Here is a 14,366-nt window from a genome sequence, read left to right on the forward strand (position 1 = left end):
ATGGCTTTCAACATTTCCATTACGGAGCAAGGGAGTTGGGATTTTGGGGATTTGAGTTTCGCGTACCACGAACCGTCCCGCGGCCCGCTGAACCCGCCGGCCAGTTGGCCGGTGTATCGGATCAACGAGGCGGTCCAGGTGCGCACTGGCCAGAAGGTGCCCAAGACGGGCATCTACCTGCCGGCTCATGGCCCGGCCGCTGCTGCTTTACTGATCGAAGGCCAGAAGGCCATCCAAGCCGAGGTGTGCACCAACGCCGAGGACTTGCTGCGCGACCCCGACGGCACCATGCCGCAAAGCCGCCGCGAACCTACCGTGTGGACATTGGTGGAACGCGTGGCCGACGAGGGTGGAGACAACCCCATGCCCGCCACGGGCGAGGCGGCGCTGCGGCTCAAGTGCGAAGCCGGCCAACCCTGCCCGCGCACCGGCTGGTGGTTCACCCCGGCCAAGGCCAACAGTCGGCGGCATTTCCAAGCCGGGCAGCTCATGCCAGACCTGCATGCCGATTGGGGGGACACGATCTGGCAATGGGACCCCCACCAAGGCGATGGAGACCAGCGAGCTGGGTGAGCATGGTGCGATGGTGAGAGCGGCTTCACCCCAGGCGCCCAAACCCGCATCGAACTGACCTTGGGCACCAGCCGCGTCGTGCTCGACGGCGGGGACATCACCTTCACCTGCCCGGGCACCTTCACCGTGCAGGCAGCCACGCATGACTGGGGTGGGGGCAGCAGTGCGGCGGCGCAGCTCAATCCGCTGCCATCGGGCGTTGTGGCGCCCATCGAGGCTGCTTCATGGCCGCTGCAGCCAGTCTATGCCCGCATGGTCAGCTTCGAAGAGGTGCCCCGGGAATGGTTGCCGCGAGCCATCGCGCGACGGGTCCATGGCGTGCATCAGAACGAAACGCTGATCGGTCTGGATGTTTCTCAGGACGATGTCCTCAGCGAGCCCTTGATGCTCAATCAGCCAGTGCAGATGCAGCTGTGGTTGTGGTCCTCGGCGGCATGGCAAATCGACGAGGCTGTTGCACAGCCGCCGCAAGACTGTCTCATGGATGACGAAGACAGGAGCGAAGAAGATGCAGCCGCCTGAAAGCAAGCGCACAGGCCCGCTGCCGGGCCTGCTGCCTGACCCATACCGCGTCAAACCGGGCGACACCCTGTGGGACATCGCACGCCGCTGCGGCAAAACCGTGCATGAACTGCAGCGCTGGAACGGCCTGCGCGACCCCCGCAAGCTCCAAGTCGGCCAAGTGCTGTACCTTTCCGAAACCAGCGCCTTTGGCCTCAGCGTGTTGTTCCTCGATGCCTTGCGGCATCCAATCGCCAACTTGCCCTACCGGCTGGAGTTCGACGGTCGCATCCTCGTGGGCAAGACCGGACCTGATGGGCAAATTCCTACCCAAGTCACTCGCTCGGCGCAATCGCTTGTCGATCTCTGGGTACGAGATGCACACAGCCAGTGGCAAAAGCTGGTCAGCACGGTCTCCGGGTATGGGCACAAACTGATCACCTTGGTCAGCGGGGCCATCGTGGTGCCCACCACGCTCGAGCCGTTCTCTGGCGAAGTCAGGCCAGTGCCGTCGAAAAAGCACGACATCGCCGCCACGGCCACCGCCCAGGCCCAGCCGCCGCGCAAGCCCAGCGGCGCGCCTTCGAAAAACAACCCCGCCGTCACCACCAAAACCATCAAGGGACCCAATGGCATGCCCACCATCGTCATCGGCGTGGACTTGCCCCAAACCTTGATGGATTACTTCAAGCAGTTCAAGGGCGGTGAGATCACCGCCAAAGATTGGGAAAAAGAGGCAGGTCGCCTCGAATGCGAACCGGAAGTGCTTCAGGCCATCGCCAAAGTAGAAAGCGGCGGCAGCGCCTTCTGGCGCCTGATGGACGGCCAGGGAGGGCATGTGCCCGCCATTCTGTACGAACGCCAGTATTTCAGCCGGCTCACAGGCGGCAAGTATGACAACACCCACCCAGACATCTCCTGGCCTGTGGGTTACCGCAAGCGCGAGCGGCTGGGCCGAGACGACCCAGAGATGCACGACGGCCGCGTCGATGAGGACGACATCCTTGGCAACTACGCCACCTCATACCAGCGCCTGATCAACGCCTACCGGCTGGACCCTGTTGCCGCGCTCAAGTCCTGCTCTTGGGGCAAGTTCCAGATCCTGGGCGTCAATCACAGGCTGTGTGGCGAGCCCTCCCTCAAGAAATTCATGACCAAGATGTGCATCTCGGAGGTCGAGCAGCTGGGCTTGCTTGCCGGCTTCATCATGAACAATCCGCCCGCGTGGAAAGACCCCAAGAACAAGGCGCTGGGCCGAGAAATCTCCTTGTGGGATGCCGTCAAGACCAAGAACTGGCGCATGATCGCCTTCTACTACAACGGCAAGAAGTATGAAACCTACCAGTACCACCTCAAACTGGAGCGCGCTTATGAAGCTTATAAAAAAGCCAACTCAGCCAAGCAGGCTTGACCGCACGTTTGCCAGGGTGTGCGTGGCAGCCGCGTGGCTGAGCCTTGCGGCGTTGGCCCAGGCCGAGATCAAGCTGTCGAGTGACTGGGACGAGAACTACACCTGCACCGGCTCTCCACGCAACCTCATCGAGCTGGCAGAGGTCCAGCAAGGCCGGCGCCCACAGCCAGTGTGCACACTCACCGAAAACGAGAAAGTCCGCGATGCAGCCGCTCGATCTGCCACGGCTCGTGCAGCTGCCATCGACATTAGCAAGCCATCCCAACGTGATTTCTGGCACGCCATGGGCTTCAAGATGATGCTGGATGGCCGGCAGCATTACCTGGAGCCCGTCCTCTTCATGACGAAGAGCCACCCCGATGAGGTGTGCACGCCTTCTCATTTCACAGGCCAACCGACCTACCGATGCGACGAAGGGCAGCGGCACACGAATGACTGCCATGTGCTCATCTTCAACGACAAGTTCGAGGAAGTCGGCTACCACCGCATCGAAGTCAAAGAGCCCTATCAGTTCTTTTGCAATACCGTGCCTGCCATCGGCGTGGGCGATGCCGCCAACAACCTGGTGCTGGTGATGGTTCAGTACTTTCCGATCGACCGCAAGCACGCCAGCACCATCGCGGAAGTCGGGCAAGGATGGAATCGCATGACCGTGGCTTTGCGGCTGAAGCTTCAGGAAGACGGCCGGGTGCGCATCACGCAAGAAGACGGCTGTCTGGGCAACCCCAATCGCATCGACACCATCCCCGACGCTCGCCGCCAGTTGCGGCGTTGTGCCGCAGGCAAGCCGTAAAGCAGCAAAGCTCGGCGTTGCAACACCTCAAAGATCGCAATGGCCAAGCTGTGTCAGCCAATGCTTGGGGCAAGCTGGACTGGCTGCAAGGGCCGTGCCGGGCCGATCTTGGTGGAGCCGGACGATCTGGCCCCCCCAAAGGACATGCACCATGAGCGCCCCTGACCACCCGCTGCAGCTGCCCGAGCACATCCAGGCCATACATGCCGTTGATCGAAGCTCATGAGACGATCTGGGCAAGATCCCTCGGGAGGAGTGGCCGCGCATCCGTCAGGCGGCCCCCTTTCTCCCCGACGAGGAATACACTGGCCCCATCGAGGGGCCTGCGAATTGGTGTGAGGAGCTGGACGAAGCTGCCTCGCCTCCACCATCGACCCCAGCCGGCCAAGGCCAACGGCCGCCCTCACTTCAAGGCCGGCGAGGCGATGCCGGACTTCCAGTCCGACTGGGGACAGGTCATTGGGCCGTGGGCCCCTCTCCAAGAGGGCTGACCCCCAAGCCAACACGTATCGGCCCACGATCCTGACGGATCAGGCTTGGGCTCGCCGGCCTGAAGGTGCCGCATCAGCGGCGCAAGGCTTGGGCCAAGGCAACGTATTGGGCCACCGGCACTTCCTCGGCGCGGCGCTGCAGGTCGAACGATCCCTCAAAGCCCTGAGTCTCGAGCCAGCACCCTAGGCTGTGGCGCAGCAGTTTGCGCCGCTGTGAGAAAGCCACGGCGACCAGTTCGCTCAGCACGGCGATGTCGACGTCGAGGGGCTCGCGGCGGGGCGTCATGCGCACGACGGCCGAATCCACCCGCGGGGGCGGCTCGAAGGCCTGCGGCGGCACCTCGAAGAGGGATTCGATCTCGTAGCGCCATTGCAGCATCACGCTCAGGCGGCCATAGTCCTTCTGGCCCGGGGTGGCGGCCATGCGCTGGACCACTTCTTTTTGCAGCATGAAGTGCTGATCGACGATGGCCTCCACCTGGGCCAGCAGGTGAAAGGCAATGGGCGAGGAGATGTTGTACGGCAGGTTGCCCACCACGCGCAGGCGCTGCCCCTGCTGCTGCGCAAGCGCGCGGAAGTCGACCGTGAGCACGTCGGCCTCGATGACCTGCAGTTGCGCTCGCCGGCGCAGGCGTGCGGCCAGGTCCCGGTCGAGCTCGATCACGGTCAAGCGATGGCAGCGCTCCAGCAAGGGCTCGGTCAGCGCCCCCAGCCCCGGGCCGATCTCGACCAAGGCTTGTCCGGGCTGCGGGTCGATGGCCCGCACGATGGCATCGAGGACGGTGCTGTCGGTCAGGAAATGCTGACCGAAGCGCTTGCGCGGGATGTGTTTCACAACTCGGGACGCACGCGGATGTCGATGTAGGCCCGCTCGCGAATCTCTCGCGCCCACTCTTCGTAAGCCTGCTCGTACTTGCTCTCTCGCAGCACATTGCGCGCCAGCTCGCGTTGTTCGCGCGGGTCGATGCGGGTCTGGCGGCGATCGGTGACTTGCACCAGGTGCGCGCCGAAGCGCGACAGGAAGGGCTCGGACAGTCGCCCAGTGGGCAATGCGTCCATCACGCGCTCGAATTCGGGCACGAACTGGCCGGGGCTGGCCCAGCCCAGGTCGCCGCCTTGCGAGGCGCTGCCGTCTTCGGAGTATTCGCGGGCCAGCTGCGCGAAACTGGCCTCGCCTTGCTCGATGCGGCGCTTGTATTCGCCCAACCGACGCAAGGCCGTCTCGGCCGACAGCTGCGGCGACAGGCGCAACAAGATGTGCCGAGCGCGTGTCTGGGTGATCCAATCGGCGCTGGCCGAGCGGCGCTCGTGCAGCTTGAGGATGTGGAAGCCCGCACCCGAACGCACCAGCGCCGGCGCCACCTCGCCACTTTGGAGCGGCTCGACGGCCGACACGAAGAGTTCGGGCAGGCGCGATGCCGGCCGCAGGCCGAGGCGCCCCCCGTCCTCCCGGGACGCATCGGAATGCGCCCGCACCAGCGCGGCAAAATCGGCTCCGGCGCGGGCCTGGGCCAGCAGACTTTCGGCCTTGGCTCGGCGTTCGGCCACGACGGATTCGCTGGCCCCTTCGGGCACGGCCACGAGCAGTTGGGCAATGTCGTACTCGGCCGCACCGGCCTGACGGGCACGCTGTTGGGCCAAGTAGTCGTCGATTTCAGCCTCGGTCACGCGGATGCGGGCCTGCACTTCGCGCTCGCGCACCCGCTGCAGCAAGATCTGGTCGCGCAGGTTGTTGCGAAAGCGCGCATAGTCCAGCCCCTCGGCGGCCAGACGCTCTCGCAACTGCGGCGCGGTGAGCTGGTTTTGGGCGGCCACATTGGCCACCGCGCGATCGAGTTCGGCCTCGTCCACCCGCACGCCGGTGTCGCGCGCATGCGAGAGCTGGGCCCGCTCGTCGATCAGGGCGTTGACGATCTCGCTGATGAGCTGGGCGCGCGGGGGCAGGCGCGTGCCGTTGCGTGCGGCCTCTTGTTCGATGCTTGCGAGCCGGCGCTTCACGTCACTGAAGGTGACGAGCTCTTGATTGACGACGGCCACGATGTAGTCGCCGCGCAGTTCGGTGCGGTCTTGGGCCCAGGCCCCTGACAGCAGCGTGACGGCAGCGGCGAGCACGACCAGCGGACGCCATGCGGCAAGACGGATGGAGCGGAAAGTCATGGACATGGGGATCCTGGAAGGTGCGCGCGAGTTCATTCGTCGCGCAGCAACTGATAGCCGGGGATATTGTCCCTCAAGGTCTTCAGCGGGTTGCTGCCCAGGCGGGACAGTCCCACGAACTCGAGTTGCAGCATCAGCCGAGTGACGGCTTCTTGCTGGCCGGTGGATCGGCGCTCGGCGACGATGCGCCCGATCCAGCAACCGGAATCGTATTCCAGGCCCAGCAATGAGTCGGTCAGGCGCGATTCGGCCAAGCTGTAGTTCAGCCGGCCCACCCCATACCAGCGGCCAGAGCATCCGGCCTGTGCATGGCCGCGCGCGCCGGTGTAGATCGGCCATTGCCAACCGATGTCGAGCTGTTCGGTGGCGCCGCGCACGAGACTGTAGCGCGCGCCCACGGTCCGAAAGGGCCCCGGATGGTAGCGCACCGACAGATTGGAGCGCACGGTGCGCTTGATCTCGGGGTTGTACTGCACCGACCCACCCAGCTGCCAATTCGGGATGAGGCTGCTGTCGCCCAGCAGCAGCAGGTCGCTGGAGCGTTGGGTGAACGGCACGCCTTCCGGAGTGATGCGCTGCTCGGCAAAGAGAAAGCGCTGCGCCACGCCCAGGCGCAAGGCCTCGGCGCCGGTGCTGGGCACGATGAAGCGTGAAGTCACCCCCGCGGTGGCGGCCCGGACATCGGCCACGCGATCCACGCCAGAGAAGGGGTTGCTGTCGAACAGCGTGGTGAAGTTCAGATCCTTGGCCGCGCTGTCGAAATTGGGCAAGTCTTCCTGGCGGCGATAGGGGGTGTGGACCAGCAGCAGCCGCGGCTCCAGCGTCTGCAAATAGTCACGGCCGAACCAGCGGCTTTCGCGTTCGAACCGCAGTCCGCTATCCAGGCTCACGCTCGGAATCAGCCGGGAGGCGCGTTGGCGGCCGCCCACGAGGCTGGGCTCTTCGAGCCGGTAGGCCGCCGCGTTGAGGGACAGGCGCGGAATGACAAAGACCCCTGCCGTCTCGATCCAGGGCCAGTCGATGCGCGCCAGGGCATGCGTTCGCTGGCCTTCGGGGCGGGTGCTGATCGGCTCGTCGGGCAGTTCGAAACGGTTGTATTCGAGTTCGAGGTCCAGCCGGGGGCCGAAGGCCAGTCCCCAGGATCGACGCATGCCCAGCTGCGGCATGCGCGCATAGGGGCTCTCGATGGGCGCTTCCAGATCCTGCAGCACCTGCCAGCGCTGGATGCGAGCATAGGCCTGCCATTGACCGGCCCCGCCCCAGTCGGCCTGGGCATCGCTGGCCAGCAGCCGCGGCGTGAGCCCCGGGATGTTGCGCTCGAAGTCCTTCCAGTAGTCGTCGTCCGAGGCGCGGGTGTGCGTCCAGCGGTAGCGCCCTTGCAACGGCAAGGCGCCGCGGTGTTGCAGGTGCAGCAGGTGGCGGGCCTCACCGAAGCTGCGGTCTTCGGGCATCAGGTTGAATTGCAGCTCCCCGGCATGGGCCGGCGTGAGATAGCGCAGCTCACTGCCCAGGAAGGCGCCGCGGCGCGTGGCGATGCCCGGGGTGAGCGTCATGTCCAGCTGAGGCGCGATGTTCCAGTAGTAGGGCACGGCCAGCTCCAGGCCGCTGCGGCTGTCCAGGTTGAGCGAAGGCGGCAGCCAGCCCGATTTGCGCGCGTCCGACACCGGAAAGCTCAGCACCGGCGCGCCGAGGATGGGCACCCCGTAGAAGCGCAGCACCGCCCCCGTGGCCAGGCCCTCGTTGTGTTCGAAGTCGAGCTTGACGCCGCTGGCCTCCAACACCCAGGCATACTGGCCCGTATCGTCGGGCGTGCAGCTCGAATAGCTGGCATCGATGGCCGCCACGCGATGGCGACCGAGGAAGTCCAGCCGTGCGGCCTGCCCTCCTGCGCCGGTCACGGCGAAATGGTAGGCCGGATGCAGAAAGAAGCCTTCGTAGCGTTCGACCTGGAGCTGCACCTCCGGGCCGCTGAAGACATTGCCATCGCGCCGAATCTCGACATGGCCGCTGGCCTTGGCCACGCCGTCGCGATGGTCGTAGGACAGGCGGTCGGCACGGATCTGCACCGGCCCTTGTGTCAGTTCGACCTCGCCCTCGGCCGTGGTGGTCTGCCCAGTGCGGCCGCTGAGCTCACGCGCCCGAATCACGATGGGTGCGGCCGGGGCTGCCGCTTGCGCTGGCGAAGACGAGGCGGGCTGCGCGTGCAGGTCGGTCAGCGCAACGACGAGCGCCGTCAGGCAGGCGGCACCGCCATGCAGGCGGCCACGATGAGGAAGCAGCGAAGCAAGGATCGGGCGGCTTGACAAGGCAAATCAGCAGTCGAAACGCCACGTCGGCCACCTCGGCAGGCGCCGAGGCTGCCGGCAGCGGTTTGTAGAATCGGCGGATTATTCCACGTCGCCGCAGGCCGACCCGCCCGGCCCCGACTTTCTGCACACCCCTGCCCATGAATGCCAGCGTGTCCCCGCCGCTTCGCACCGAAGCCGCCCCCGTGACCTGGCCAGACCCCGCCCGCGAAGCGGCCTTCAGGGCCTGGCTCACCAGTCTGCGCGGCTTCGAGCTGGACCCTGCCAGCCTGCGCGCGGCCAGCGCGGATGCGAGTTTTCGGCGCTACCTGCGACTGGACGGACCGAACGGCCCGCGCATCGTGATGGATGCGCCGCCCACGCACGAGGACTGCCGACCCTTCGTCGCCTTGGCGCGGCTGTTGCGACAGGCCGGTCTGCAGGCCCCCGAAGTGCTGGCCTGGAACGAGGCCGAGGGCTTCATGCTGCTGTCCGACCTGGGCTCGACCACCTACTTGCAGGCCGTGCAAGCCCAACCGGGGCGGGCCGACGCGCTGTACCGGGACGCGTTGCGGGCCCTGGTGCGCTTGCAAGGCATTCCAGCGGCCGAGCAGGTGCCGGCCTACGACCGCACCTTGCTGTGGCGCGAGATGGAGCTTTTTCCCCAGTGGTATGTCGCCCGTCACCAAGCCATGGCCTTGAGCCCCCAAGACCAGGCGGTGCTGCACGCCAGTTTCGAGCTGTTGTCGGCCAATGCGTTGGCCCAGCCGCGTGTGCTGGTGCATCGCGACTACCACAGCCGCAACCTGATGGTCTGTGGGGAGCCAGGCGAGCCCACCAATCCCGGGGTGCTGGACTTCCAGGATGCGGTGTGGGGGCCGATCACCTACGACTTGGTCTCGCTGTTGCGCGATGCCTATGTCGAATGGGAAGAAGCGCAGCAAATCGACTGGGCCGTGCGGTATTGGGAAGCCGCCCGTCGCGCCGGCCTGCCGGCGCATGCCGACTTCGGCGAGTTCTGGCGCGACTTCGAGTGGATGGGCTTGCAACGCCATTTGAAAGTGCTGGGCATTTTCTGCCGCTTGTTCCACCGCGACGGCAAGGACGGCTACCTCAAAGACCTGCCCTGGGTCTGGCGCCAGGCCCACCACGTGGCCTGTCGCTACCGAGAATTCGCCGCCCTGGCGCGGCTGCTGGAGAAAGTGGCCGGGCAAGAACGCCAGGTGGGCTACACCTTCTGAATCACCGCGCGGCGCCGGCGGCCCGGGATGGTCGGGCCTGCGCGGCCCTCAGGCCAGTGCGGCCCGCAAGGCAGCCTCGCCTTGAGGCGCGCCACACCAGCTCGACGGCGTCTGGCAGCCAGCGGCCTCCAGCCAGGGGTCGCGGTCCTCGCCGCCGAAGGTGTCGACCAGGAAATCCAGGAACACCCGCGTGCGGGCCGGCAGATGCTTGCGAGTGGGGATGGCCGCATAGATGCGGGTGGTCAAGACCTGCCATTGCGGCAACACGCGCTCCAATGCGCCTTCGATCAAGGCGTCGGCCACCACGAACGACGGCAAACCGGCCACGCCCATGCCGGCCAGCGCCGCGGCATACGTGGTGTCCAGATGCGAGGAAGCCAGCACCGGCATGCCCGGCTCCAAGGTCACCGCTTCGAGCGCCTGGCCGCGCTCGTCCACCCCGCGCTGGAAGGTGATGCCGCCTTGCACGATGCTCGGCGGCGGCAGCAAGGACTCGTGCTGCAGCAAATCCTGCGGATGCTGGGGCCGACCGCGGCGCTGCAGATACTGCGGCGCTGCGCAAGTCACCACCTCCGAGCGCGCCAAGCGGCGAGCCACGAAATGTCCGTCCAGCGGCTTGCGGCCGAGCATCAGGATGCTGACATCGTGCGACTCGTGCACCGTCTCCACCGGACCGGGCACGGTCAGCTCCAAGGTGATGCGCGGAAACTGCTGTCGGAAGCGCGGCAGATGCTTGGCCAGTTGATGCACCGCAAACGCCGGTGGGCACACCACGCGCAAGTGCCCGCTGGGTTCACGCACGGCCGCCTGCGCCAAGGCCTCGGCCTCGTCGATGTCACTCAGGATCTGGCGCACGCGATCCAAATAGGCCTCGCCGGTGTCGGTCAGGCTGAGCCGCCGCGTGGTGCGCTGGATCAAGCGCGCCCCCAAATGGGCTTCCAGATCGGCCACCGCCCGCGTCACCACGGCTGCCGACAGATCCAAGGCCCGCGCAGCCGCGGCAAAGCCGCCGCACTCGATCACCTTGGCAAATATGCGCATGGACTGCAATCGATCCATTTCAAGTCCTGAGTTCCTTGCAGATTCAGCAATTGTTCATTGAAGCACAAGACGTTTTTCGCCCTAGGGTTAACCCCTAAAGTTCGTTCCATCGATGAACGCGACGCCGGCAACGAGCCGGGTCGCTCAGCGAGGGGCCGCTCAGGATGAGCCCGATCGGCCCGATTCGGTAACCCTCACCAGGAGCTGTCACCATGCAAGCCAAGACTCTGATCGCCACCGCCGTGTTTGCCGGTTTCGCCGCCGGTGCTTTTGCTCAAGAAGCCACGGTGTTCGACATTCCCACCACATCGCAGCTGACCCGCGCCGAGGTCAAAGCGCAAATCCGTCAAGCCGACCCGGCCGTGCTGTATGCCGGTGAGGCCACGGTGTTTGCCGACAACGCCAAGGCCACTGCCGGCCGCAGCCGCGAAGAAGTGCGCGCCGAAGCGCGCCAAGCGCTGCGCGACGGCGTGAGCTTCGGCGGCGAAGCCACCTTGTTCCCGCAAGAGCAGTTCGCCAGCGTGCGCACCCGCGAGGAAGTGCGCGCCGAAGCGATCGAGCACCTGCGCCGTCAGCGGCAAGGCGGCTGATCGACACGGTCGGGGCGGGGCGGCATTTGGCACACTGCGGCCCATGCCCCGCGTACATGTCGATCTCGCGCTGGCCTGTGGCCAGCAGCTGACCCTCCCGCCCGGACCGTCCCGGCATGTGCAGGTCTTGCGCCTGCAAGCCGGCGACGGTCTGGTGCTTTTCAACGGCCAAGGTGGCGAATGGGTCGCCACCATCACCCGCATGGGCCGTCAGGCCGTGGACGTGCGCATCGATCGCCATCTGGACATCGAGCGCGAGCTGCCACGCCGCATCACGTTGGCCGTGGGCATGCCGGCCAACGAGCGCATGGACACGCTGGTGGAAAAGGCCACCGAACTGGGGGCCGCGGCCTTGCTGCCGCTGGTGTGCGAGCGCTCGGTGCTGCGCCCCACGGGCGAACGCGCGCAGAAAAAACAAGCCCATTGGCAGGCCGTGGCCGTGGCCGCCTGTGAGCAAAGCGGGCGCAACCGTGTGCCCATGGTCGAGCCGGTGCGTGGGTTGCGCGAGGCGCTGGGGCGGCTGGAGGCCGGCATGCAGCGCTGGGTGCTCAGCCTGCGTGAGGAGGCCACGCCCTTGCCGCTGGCGCTGCGCGAGCTGCCTGCGCAGGCCCCCCTGGTGTTGCTCAGCGGCCCGGAAGGCGGCTTGAGTCCAGCAGAAGAAGACCTGGCCCGTGCACACGGTTTTCGGCCCGTGAACCTGGGACCGCGTGTGCTGCGTGCCGAAACCGCCCCGCTGGCGGCGTTGGCGGCGTTGGCCATGGTCTGACGCCCCCGCGCGTCGGCGCCCCCCGGCCGGCGGTGCCCACACCGCCCTGCCCGCCCGCCTGGGCCGCCATGGCGTGGACCTGATGGGCCGCCTCAGTCGCGCAACAGCGCGGCCTTCCAGGCGTGCACGCGCTGATGCTGTGTTCCCAGCCCACTGATGCCCAGACGCAGCTCATCGCCCTCGCGTAAAAATCGCGGGGGCTTGGCGCCCATGCCCACGCCCGGCGGGGTGCCGGTGCTGATCAAGTCGCCGGGGCGCAGGGTCATGAAGTGGCTGATGTAGCTGATGAGCTGGGCCACGCCAAAGACCATGGTGCGGGTATTGCCGCGCTGGCGCGGCTGGCCGTTGAGGTCGAGCCACAGATCCAGGGCCTGCGGGTCGGCCACCTCATCGGCCGTGACCAGCCAGGGCCCCACCGGACCGAAGGTTTCGCAGCCCTTGCCTTTGTCCCATTGTCCGCCGCGCTCCAATTGGTATTCACGCTCGGACAGATCGTTGACCACGCAGTACCCGGCCACGTGATGCAAAGCCTCGTGCGGGCTGACATAGCGCGCCGTGCGGCCGACCACGACGCCCAGCTCCACTTCCCAATCGCTCTTGAGCGAGCCTTGCGGCAGCACGATGGGGTCGTTCGCTCCGACCACGCAGTCGTTGGGCTTGAGGAAAAGAATGGGCTCCTTGGGCACGGGCATGCCCGCCTCGGCCGCGTGGTCGCTGTAGTTCAACCCCACGCAGACGAACTTGCCCATGCCGGTCCATGGTGGGGCCACACGCCCAGGCGCCTCGACCACGGGCAGCGCCTGCACATCGAGCCGCCGCAAGGCCTCCAAGCCCTCCGGCGTGAGGGTCTGGGCGGTGATGTCGGTCATCACCCCGGACAAATCGCGCACCCGGCCCTGTGCGTCGACCAGGGCCGGGCGCTCACGCCCCGGCTCACCATATCGCATCAGCTTCATCGCATGTCATCCTGGGGGCCAGGCATCGCCGCGATCACCGCAGCCACCGCGGCGGTGAGCTTCTTGCCATAGGGCACGTGCAAAAACTCGTTGGGCCCATGAGCATTGCTCTTGGGGCCAAGCACACCGCAGACCATCATCTGTGCCGTGGGAAAGCCCTGCTGCAGCAAATTCATCAATGGGATGGTGCCGCCTTGGCCGATGAAGCCCACCGGCGCGCCATAGAAGGTTTGGGACGCCCCCTCCAGCGCCTGATGCAGCCAGGGCGCCAGCGTCGGCGCATTCCACCCGCTGGCCACACCGGCGTCGGGCTGAAAGGTCACCTTGGCTTGATACGGCGGGTCGGCTTCGAGCAGGGCTTTGAGGTCCTGCGCCGCCTGCACGGCATCGACCAGCGGCGGCAGGCGCAGCGACAGCTTGAAGGCCGTGTAAGGCCGCAGCACATTGCCGGCGCTGCCCAGCGGCGGCAAGCCTTCGGCGCCGGTGACGCTGAGGGTGGGCCGCCAGGTCCGCCGCAGCAGTGCCTCGGTGGGATCGGTCGTGGTGGGCAGAGTGACGGCGCCTTCGGCCCCGCAGGCCCAGGGGTAGCGCTTCCAAACTTCCTCGCCCAGGATGCGCGCGGTGGCCTGCGCCTGCGCGATGCGCTCGGCCGGAATCTCGCAGTGAAAGCTCTGCGGCCACAAACGGCCGGTCGCGCTGTCCTCCAGCCGGTCCAGCAGGCGACGCAGGATGCGGAAGCTGGACGGCACCAAGCCGCTGGCATCGCCCGAGTGCACGCCCTCGGTGAGCACTTCGACTTTGAGCACGCCGCTGACCATGCCGCGCAGCGAGGTGGTCAGCCACAGCTGGTCGTAGTTGCCGGCGCCGGAGTCGAGGCACACCACCAGGCCGACGTGGCCCAGACGCGGGCGCAAGGCATCGATGTAGGCCGGCAGGTCGTACGAGCCGCTTTCCTCGCAGGTTTCGATCAGGCCCACCACGCGCGGGTGCGCGATGCCCTGGCGCTGCAAGGCCAGCAGCGCGGTGATGGCGGCATAGACCGCATAACCATCGTCGGCCCCGCCGCGGCCGTAGAGCTTGCCGTCTTCGTATTTGGGCGTCCAGGGGCCGAGGTCGGCGCGCCAGCCGCTGAACTCGGGCTGCTTGTCCAGATGGCCATACATCAGCACGGTCTCGGTGCTGCCCGCTTTGGTGGCCGGCACCTCGAAGAACAGCACCGGCGTGCGCGGTCGCCCGGCGGCATCGCTCAGGCGCACCACCTCCAGCTTCAGACCCGCCACCTTTTGGCTCTCGACCCAGGCCGCCGCACGGCGAATCACCGTCTCGATGTGCTGGTTTTCGATCCACTGTGGATCGAAAGCCGGCGACTTGGCCGCAATGGCGATGTAGTCGGTCAGCTGCGGGATGATCTCGCGGTCCCAGGCCTCGTCGACGAAGGCTTGCAGGCTGCCAGCGTCGGCCAGCGGGTCCCGCGGCAGGCGATCGGGGGCGTTCATGTGGCGCTCCTTCAAACGGCGTCAGGAGGAATCCGCACAGTGTAGTCCGCCCCGACGGACACCGC

Annotated in this window: 12 protein-coding genes and 1 pseudogene; 7 read left to right on the top strand and 6 right to left on the bottom strand. The window is 66.5% G+C overall.

Translation table 11 applies throughout. The features are described 5' to 3' along the window. The 4 genes and pseudogenes from F615_RS18740 to F615_RS0114490 form a co-directional block, all read left to right on the top strand. Positions 1-573, top strand: a pseudogene (locus tag F615_RS18740) (hypothetical protein); the annotation flags it as partial. A 48-nt stretch (positions 574-621) separates the two neighbouring features. After that, positions 622-1,095: a DUF2345 domain-containing protein gene (locus tag F615_RS0114480; RefSeq protein ID WP_156824656.1), complete on the top strand. Its 474-nt coding sequence runs from the start codon at positions 622-624 to the stop codon at positions 1,093-1,095. Further along, on the top strand, positions 1,082-2,485 hold the full coding sequence (locus F615_RS0114485; protein ID WP_019561897.1) for a LysM peptidoglycan-binding domain-containing protein: 1,404 nt from the start codon (positions 1,082-1,084) through the stop codon (positions 2,483-2,485). The genes F615_RS0114480 and F615_RS0114485 overlap by 14 nt, the downstream gene beginning before the upstream one ends. Before the next feature lie 22 nt (positions 2,486-2,507). Beyond that, on the top strand, positions 2,508-3,278 hold the full coding sequence (locus tag F615_RS0114490; RefSeq protein ID WP_033371602.1) for a hypothetical protein: 771 nt from the start codon (positions 2,508-2,510) through the stop codon (positions 3,276-3,278). Positions 3,279-3,842: 564 nt separating this feature from the next. Here the strand turns inward: F615_RS0114490 and rsmA are convergent. Genes rsmA through F615_RS0114505 form a run of 3 tightly spaced genes read right to left on the bottom strand, consistent with a single transcriptional unit; the run spans position 3,843 to position 8,232 of the window. Next, positions 3,843-4,604, bottom strand: a complete 762-nt coding sequence (gene rsmA, locus F615_RS0114495) for a 16S rRNA (adenine(1518)-N(6)/adenine(1519)-N(6))-dimethyltransferase RsmA (protein ID WP_020700638.1) — start codon at positions 4,602-4,604, stop codon at positions 3,843-3,845. Next, a complete protein-coding gene (locus F615_RS0114500) occupies positions 4,601-5,926 on the bottom strand; it encodes a peptidylprolyl isomerase (RefSeq protein ID WP_019561900.1) in 1,326 nt (441 codons plus the stop codon). The genes rsmA and F615_RS0114500 overlap by 4 nt, the downstream gene beginning before the upstream one ends. A 32-nt stretch (positions 5,927-5,958) precedes the next feature. Then, positions 5,959-8,232, bottom strand: coding sequence for an LPS-assembly protein LptD (locus F615_RS0114505; RefSeq protein ID WP_019561901.1), 2,274 nt, complete (start codon positions 8,230-8,232; stop codon positions 5,959-5,961). A gap of 140 nt (positions 8,233-8,372) precedes the next feature. Here F615_RS0114505 and F615_RS0114510 point away from each other — a divergent pair, with 140 nt between their 5' ends. Then, a complete protein-coding gene (locus F615_RS0114510) occupies positions 8,373-9,452 on the top strand; it encodes an aminoglycoside phosphotransferase family protein (protein ID WP_019561902.1) in 1,080 nt (359 codons plus the stop codon). A gap of 48 nt (positions 9,453-9,500) precedes the next feature. Here F615_RS0114510 and F615_RS0114515 read toward each other — a convergent pair whose 3' ends face one another. Beyond that, complete coding sequence (locus tag F615_RS0114515; RefSeq protein WP_019561903.1) at positions 9,501-10,511, bottom strand: LysR family transcriptional regulator; 1,011 nt, start codon at positions 10,509-10,511, stop codon at positions 9,501-9,503. Positions 10,512-10,705: 194 nt separating this feature from the next. Here F615_RS0114515 and F615_RS0114520 point away from each other — a divergent pair, with 194 nt between their 5' ends. Continuing rightward, entirely contained in the window at positions 10,706-11,083 is a 378-nt protein-coding gene (locus F615_RS0114520; protein ID WP_019561904.1) for a DUF4148 domain-containing protein, read from the top strand. Positions 11,084-11,126: 43 nt separating this feature from the next. Next, positions 11,127-11,849 (top strand): 16S rRNA (uracil(1498)-N(3))-methyltransferase, encoded by a 723-nt coding sequence (locus F615_RS0114525; RefSeq protein ID WP_019561905.1) that lies wholly within the window; start codon positions 11,127-11,129, stop codon positions 11,847-11,849. A 92-nt stretch (positions 11,850-11,941) separates the two neighbouring features. Here F615_RS0114525 and F615_RS0114530 read toward each other — a convergent pair whose 3' ends face one another. Both F615_RS0114530 and F615_RS0114535 read right to left on the bottom strand, forming a co-directional pair. After that, positions 11,942-12,805 carry a fumarylacetoacetate hydrolase family protein gene (locus F615_RS0114530; protein ID WP_019561906.1) on the bottom strand — a complete coding sequence of 288 codons (864 nt, stop codon included), beginning with the start codon at positions 12,803-12,805 and terminating at the stop codon, positions 11,942-11,944. Then, positions 12,802-14,301 carry a M20/M25/M40 family metallo-hydrolase gene (locus tag F615_RS0114535; protein WP_019561907.1) on the bottom strand — a complete coding sequence of 500 codons (1,500 nt, stop codon included), beginning with the start codon at positions 14,299-14,301 and terminating at the stop codon, positions 12,802-12,804. The genes F615_RS0114530 and F615_RS0114535 overlap by 4 nt, the downstream gene beginning before the upstream one ends. Positions 14,302-14,366 lie beyond the last annotated feature (65 nt).

Source organism: Caldimonas manganoxidans ATCC BAA-369 (genome assembly GCF_000381125.1).
GTDB lineage: Bacteria > Pseudomonadota > Gammaproteobacteria > Burkholderiales > Burkholderiaceae_C > Caldimonas > Caldimonas manganoxidans.

Excerpts from the sequence above, each read along its gene's own strand:
- F615_RS0114485 (WP_019561897.1), top strand. The coding sequence starts at position 1,082 with ATGCAGCCGCCTGAAAGCAAGCGCACAGGCCCGCTGCCGGGCCTGCTG.
- F615_RS0114500 (WP_019561900.1), bottom strand. The coding sequence starts at position 5,926 with ATGACTTTCCGCTCCATCCGTCTTGCCGCATGGCGTCCGCTGGTCGTG.
- F615_RS0114510 (WP_019561902.1), top strand. The coding sequence starts at position 8,373 with ATGAATGCCAGCGTGTCCCCGCCGCTTCGCACCGAAGCCGCCCCCGTG.
- F615_RS0114515 (WP_019561903.1), bottom strand. The coding sequence starts at position 10,511 with ATGGATCGATTGCAGTCCATGCGCATATTTGCCAAGGTGATCGAGTGC.
- F615_RS0114520 (WP_019561904.1), top strand. The coding sequence starts at position 10,706 with ATGCAAGCCAAGACTCTGATCGCCACCGCCGTGTTTGCCGGTTTCGCC.
- F615_RS0114525 (WP_019561905.1), top strand. The coding sequence starts at position 11,127 with ATGCCCCGCGTACATGTCGATCTCGCGCTGGCCTGTGGCCAGCAGCTG.
- F615_RS0114530 (WP_019561906.1), bottom strand. The coding sequence starts at position 12,805 with ATGAAGCTGATGCGATATGGTGAGCCGGGGCGTGAGCGCCCGGCCCTG.
- F615_RS0114535 (WP_019561907.1), bottom strand. The coding sequence starts at position 14,301 with ATGAACGCCCCCGATCGCCTGCCGCGGGACCCGCTGGCCGACGCTGGC.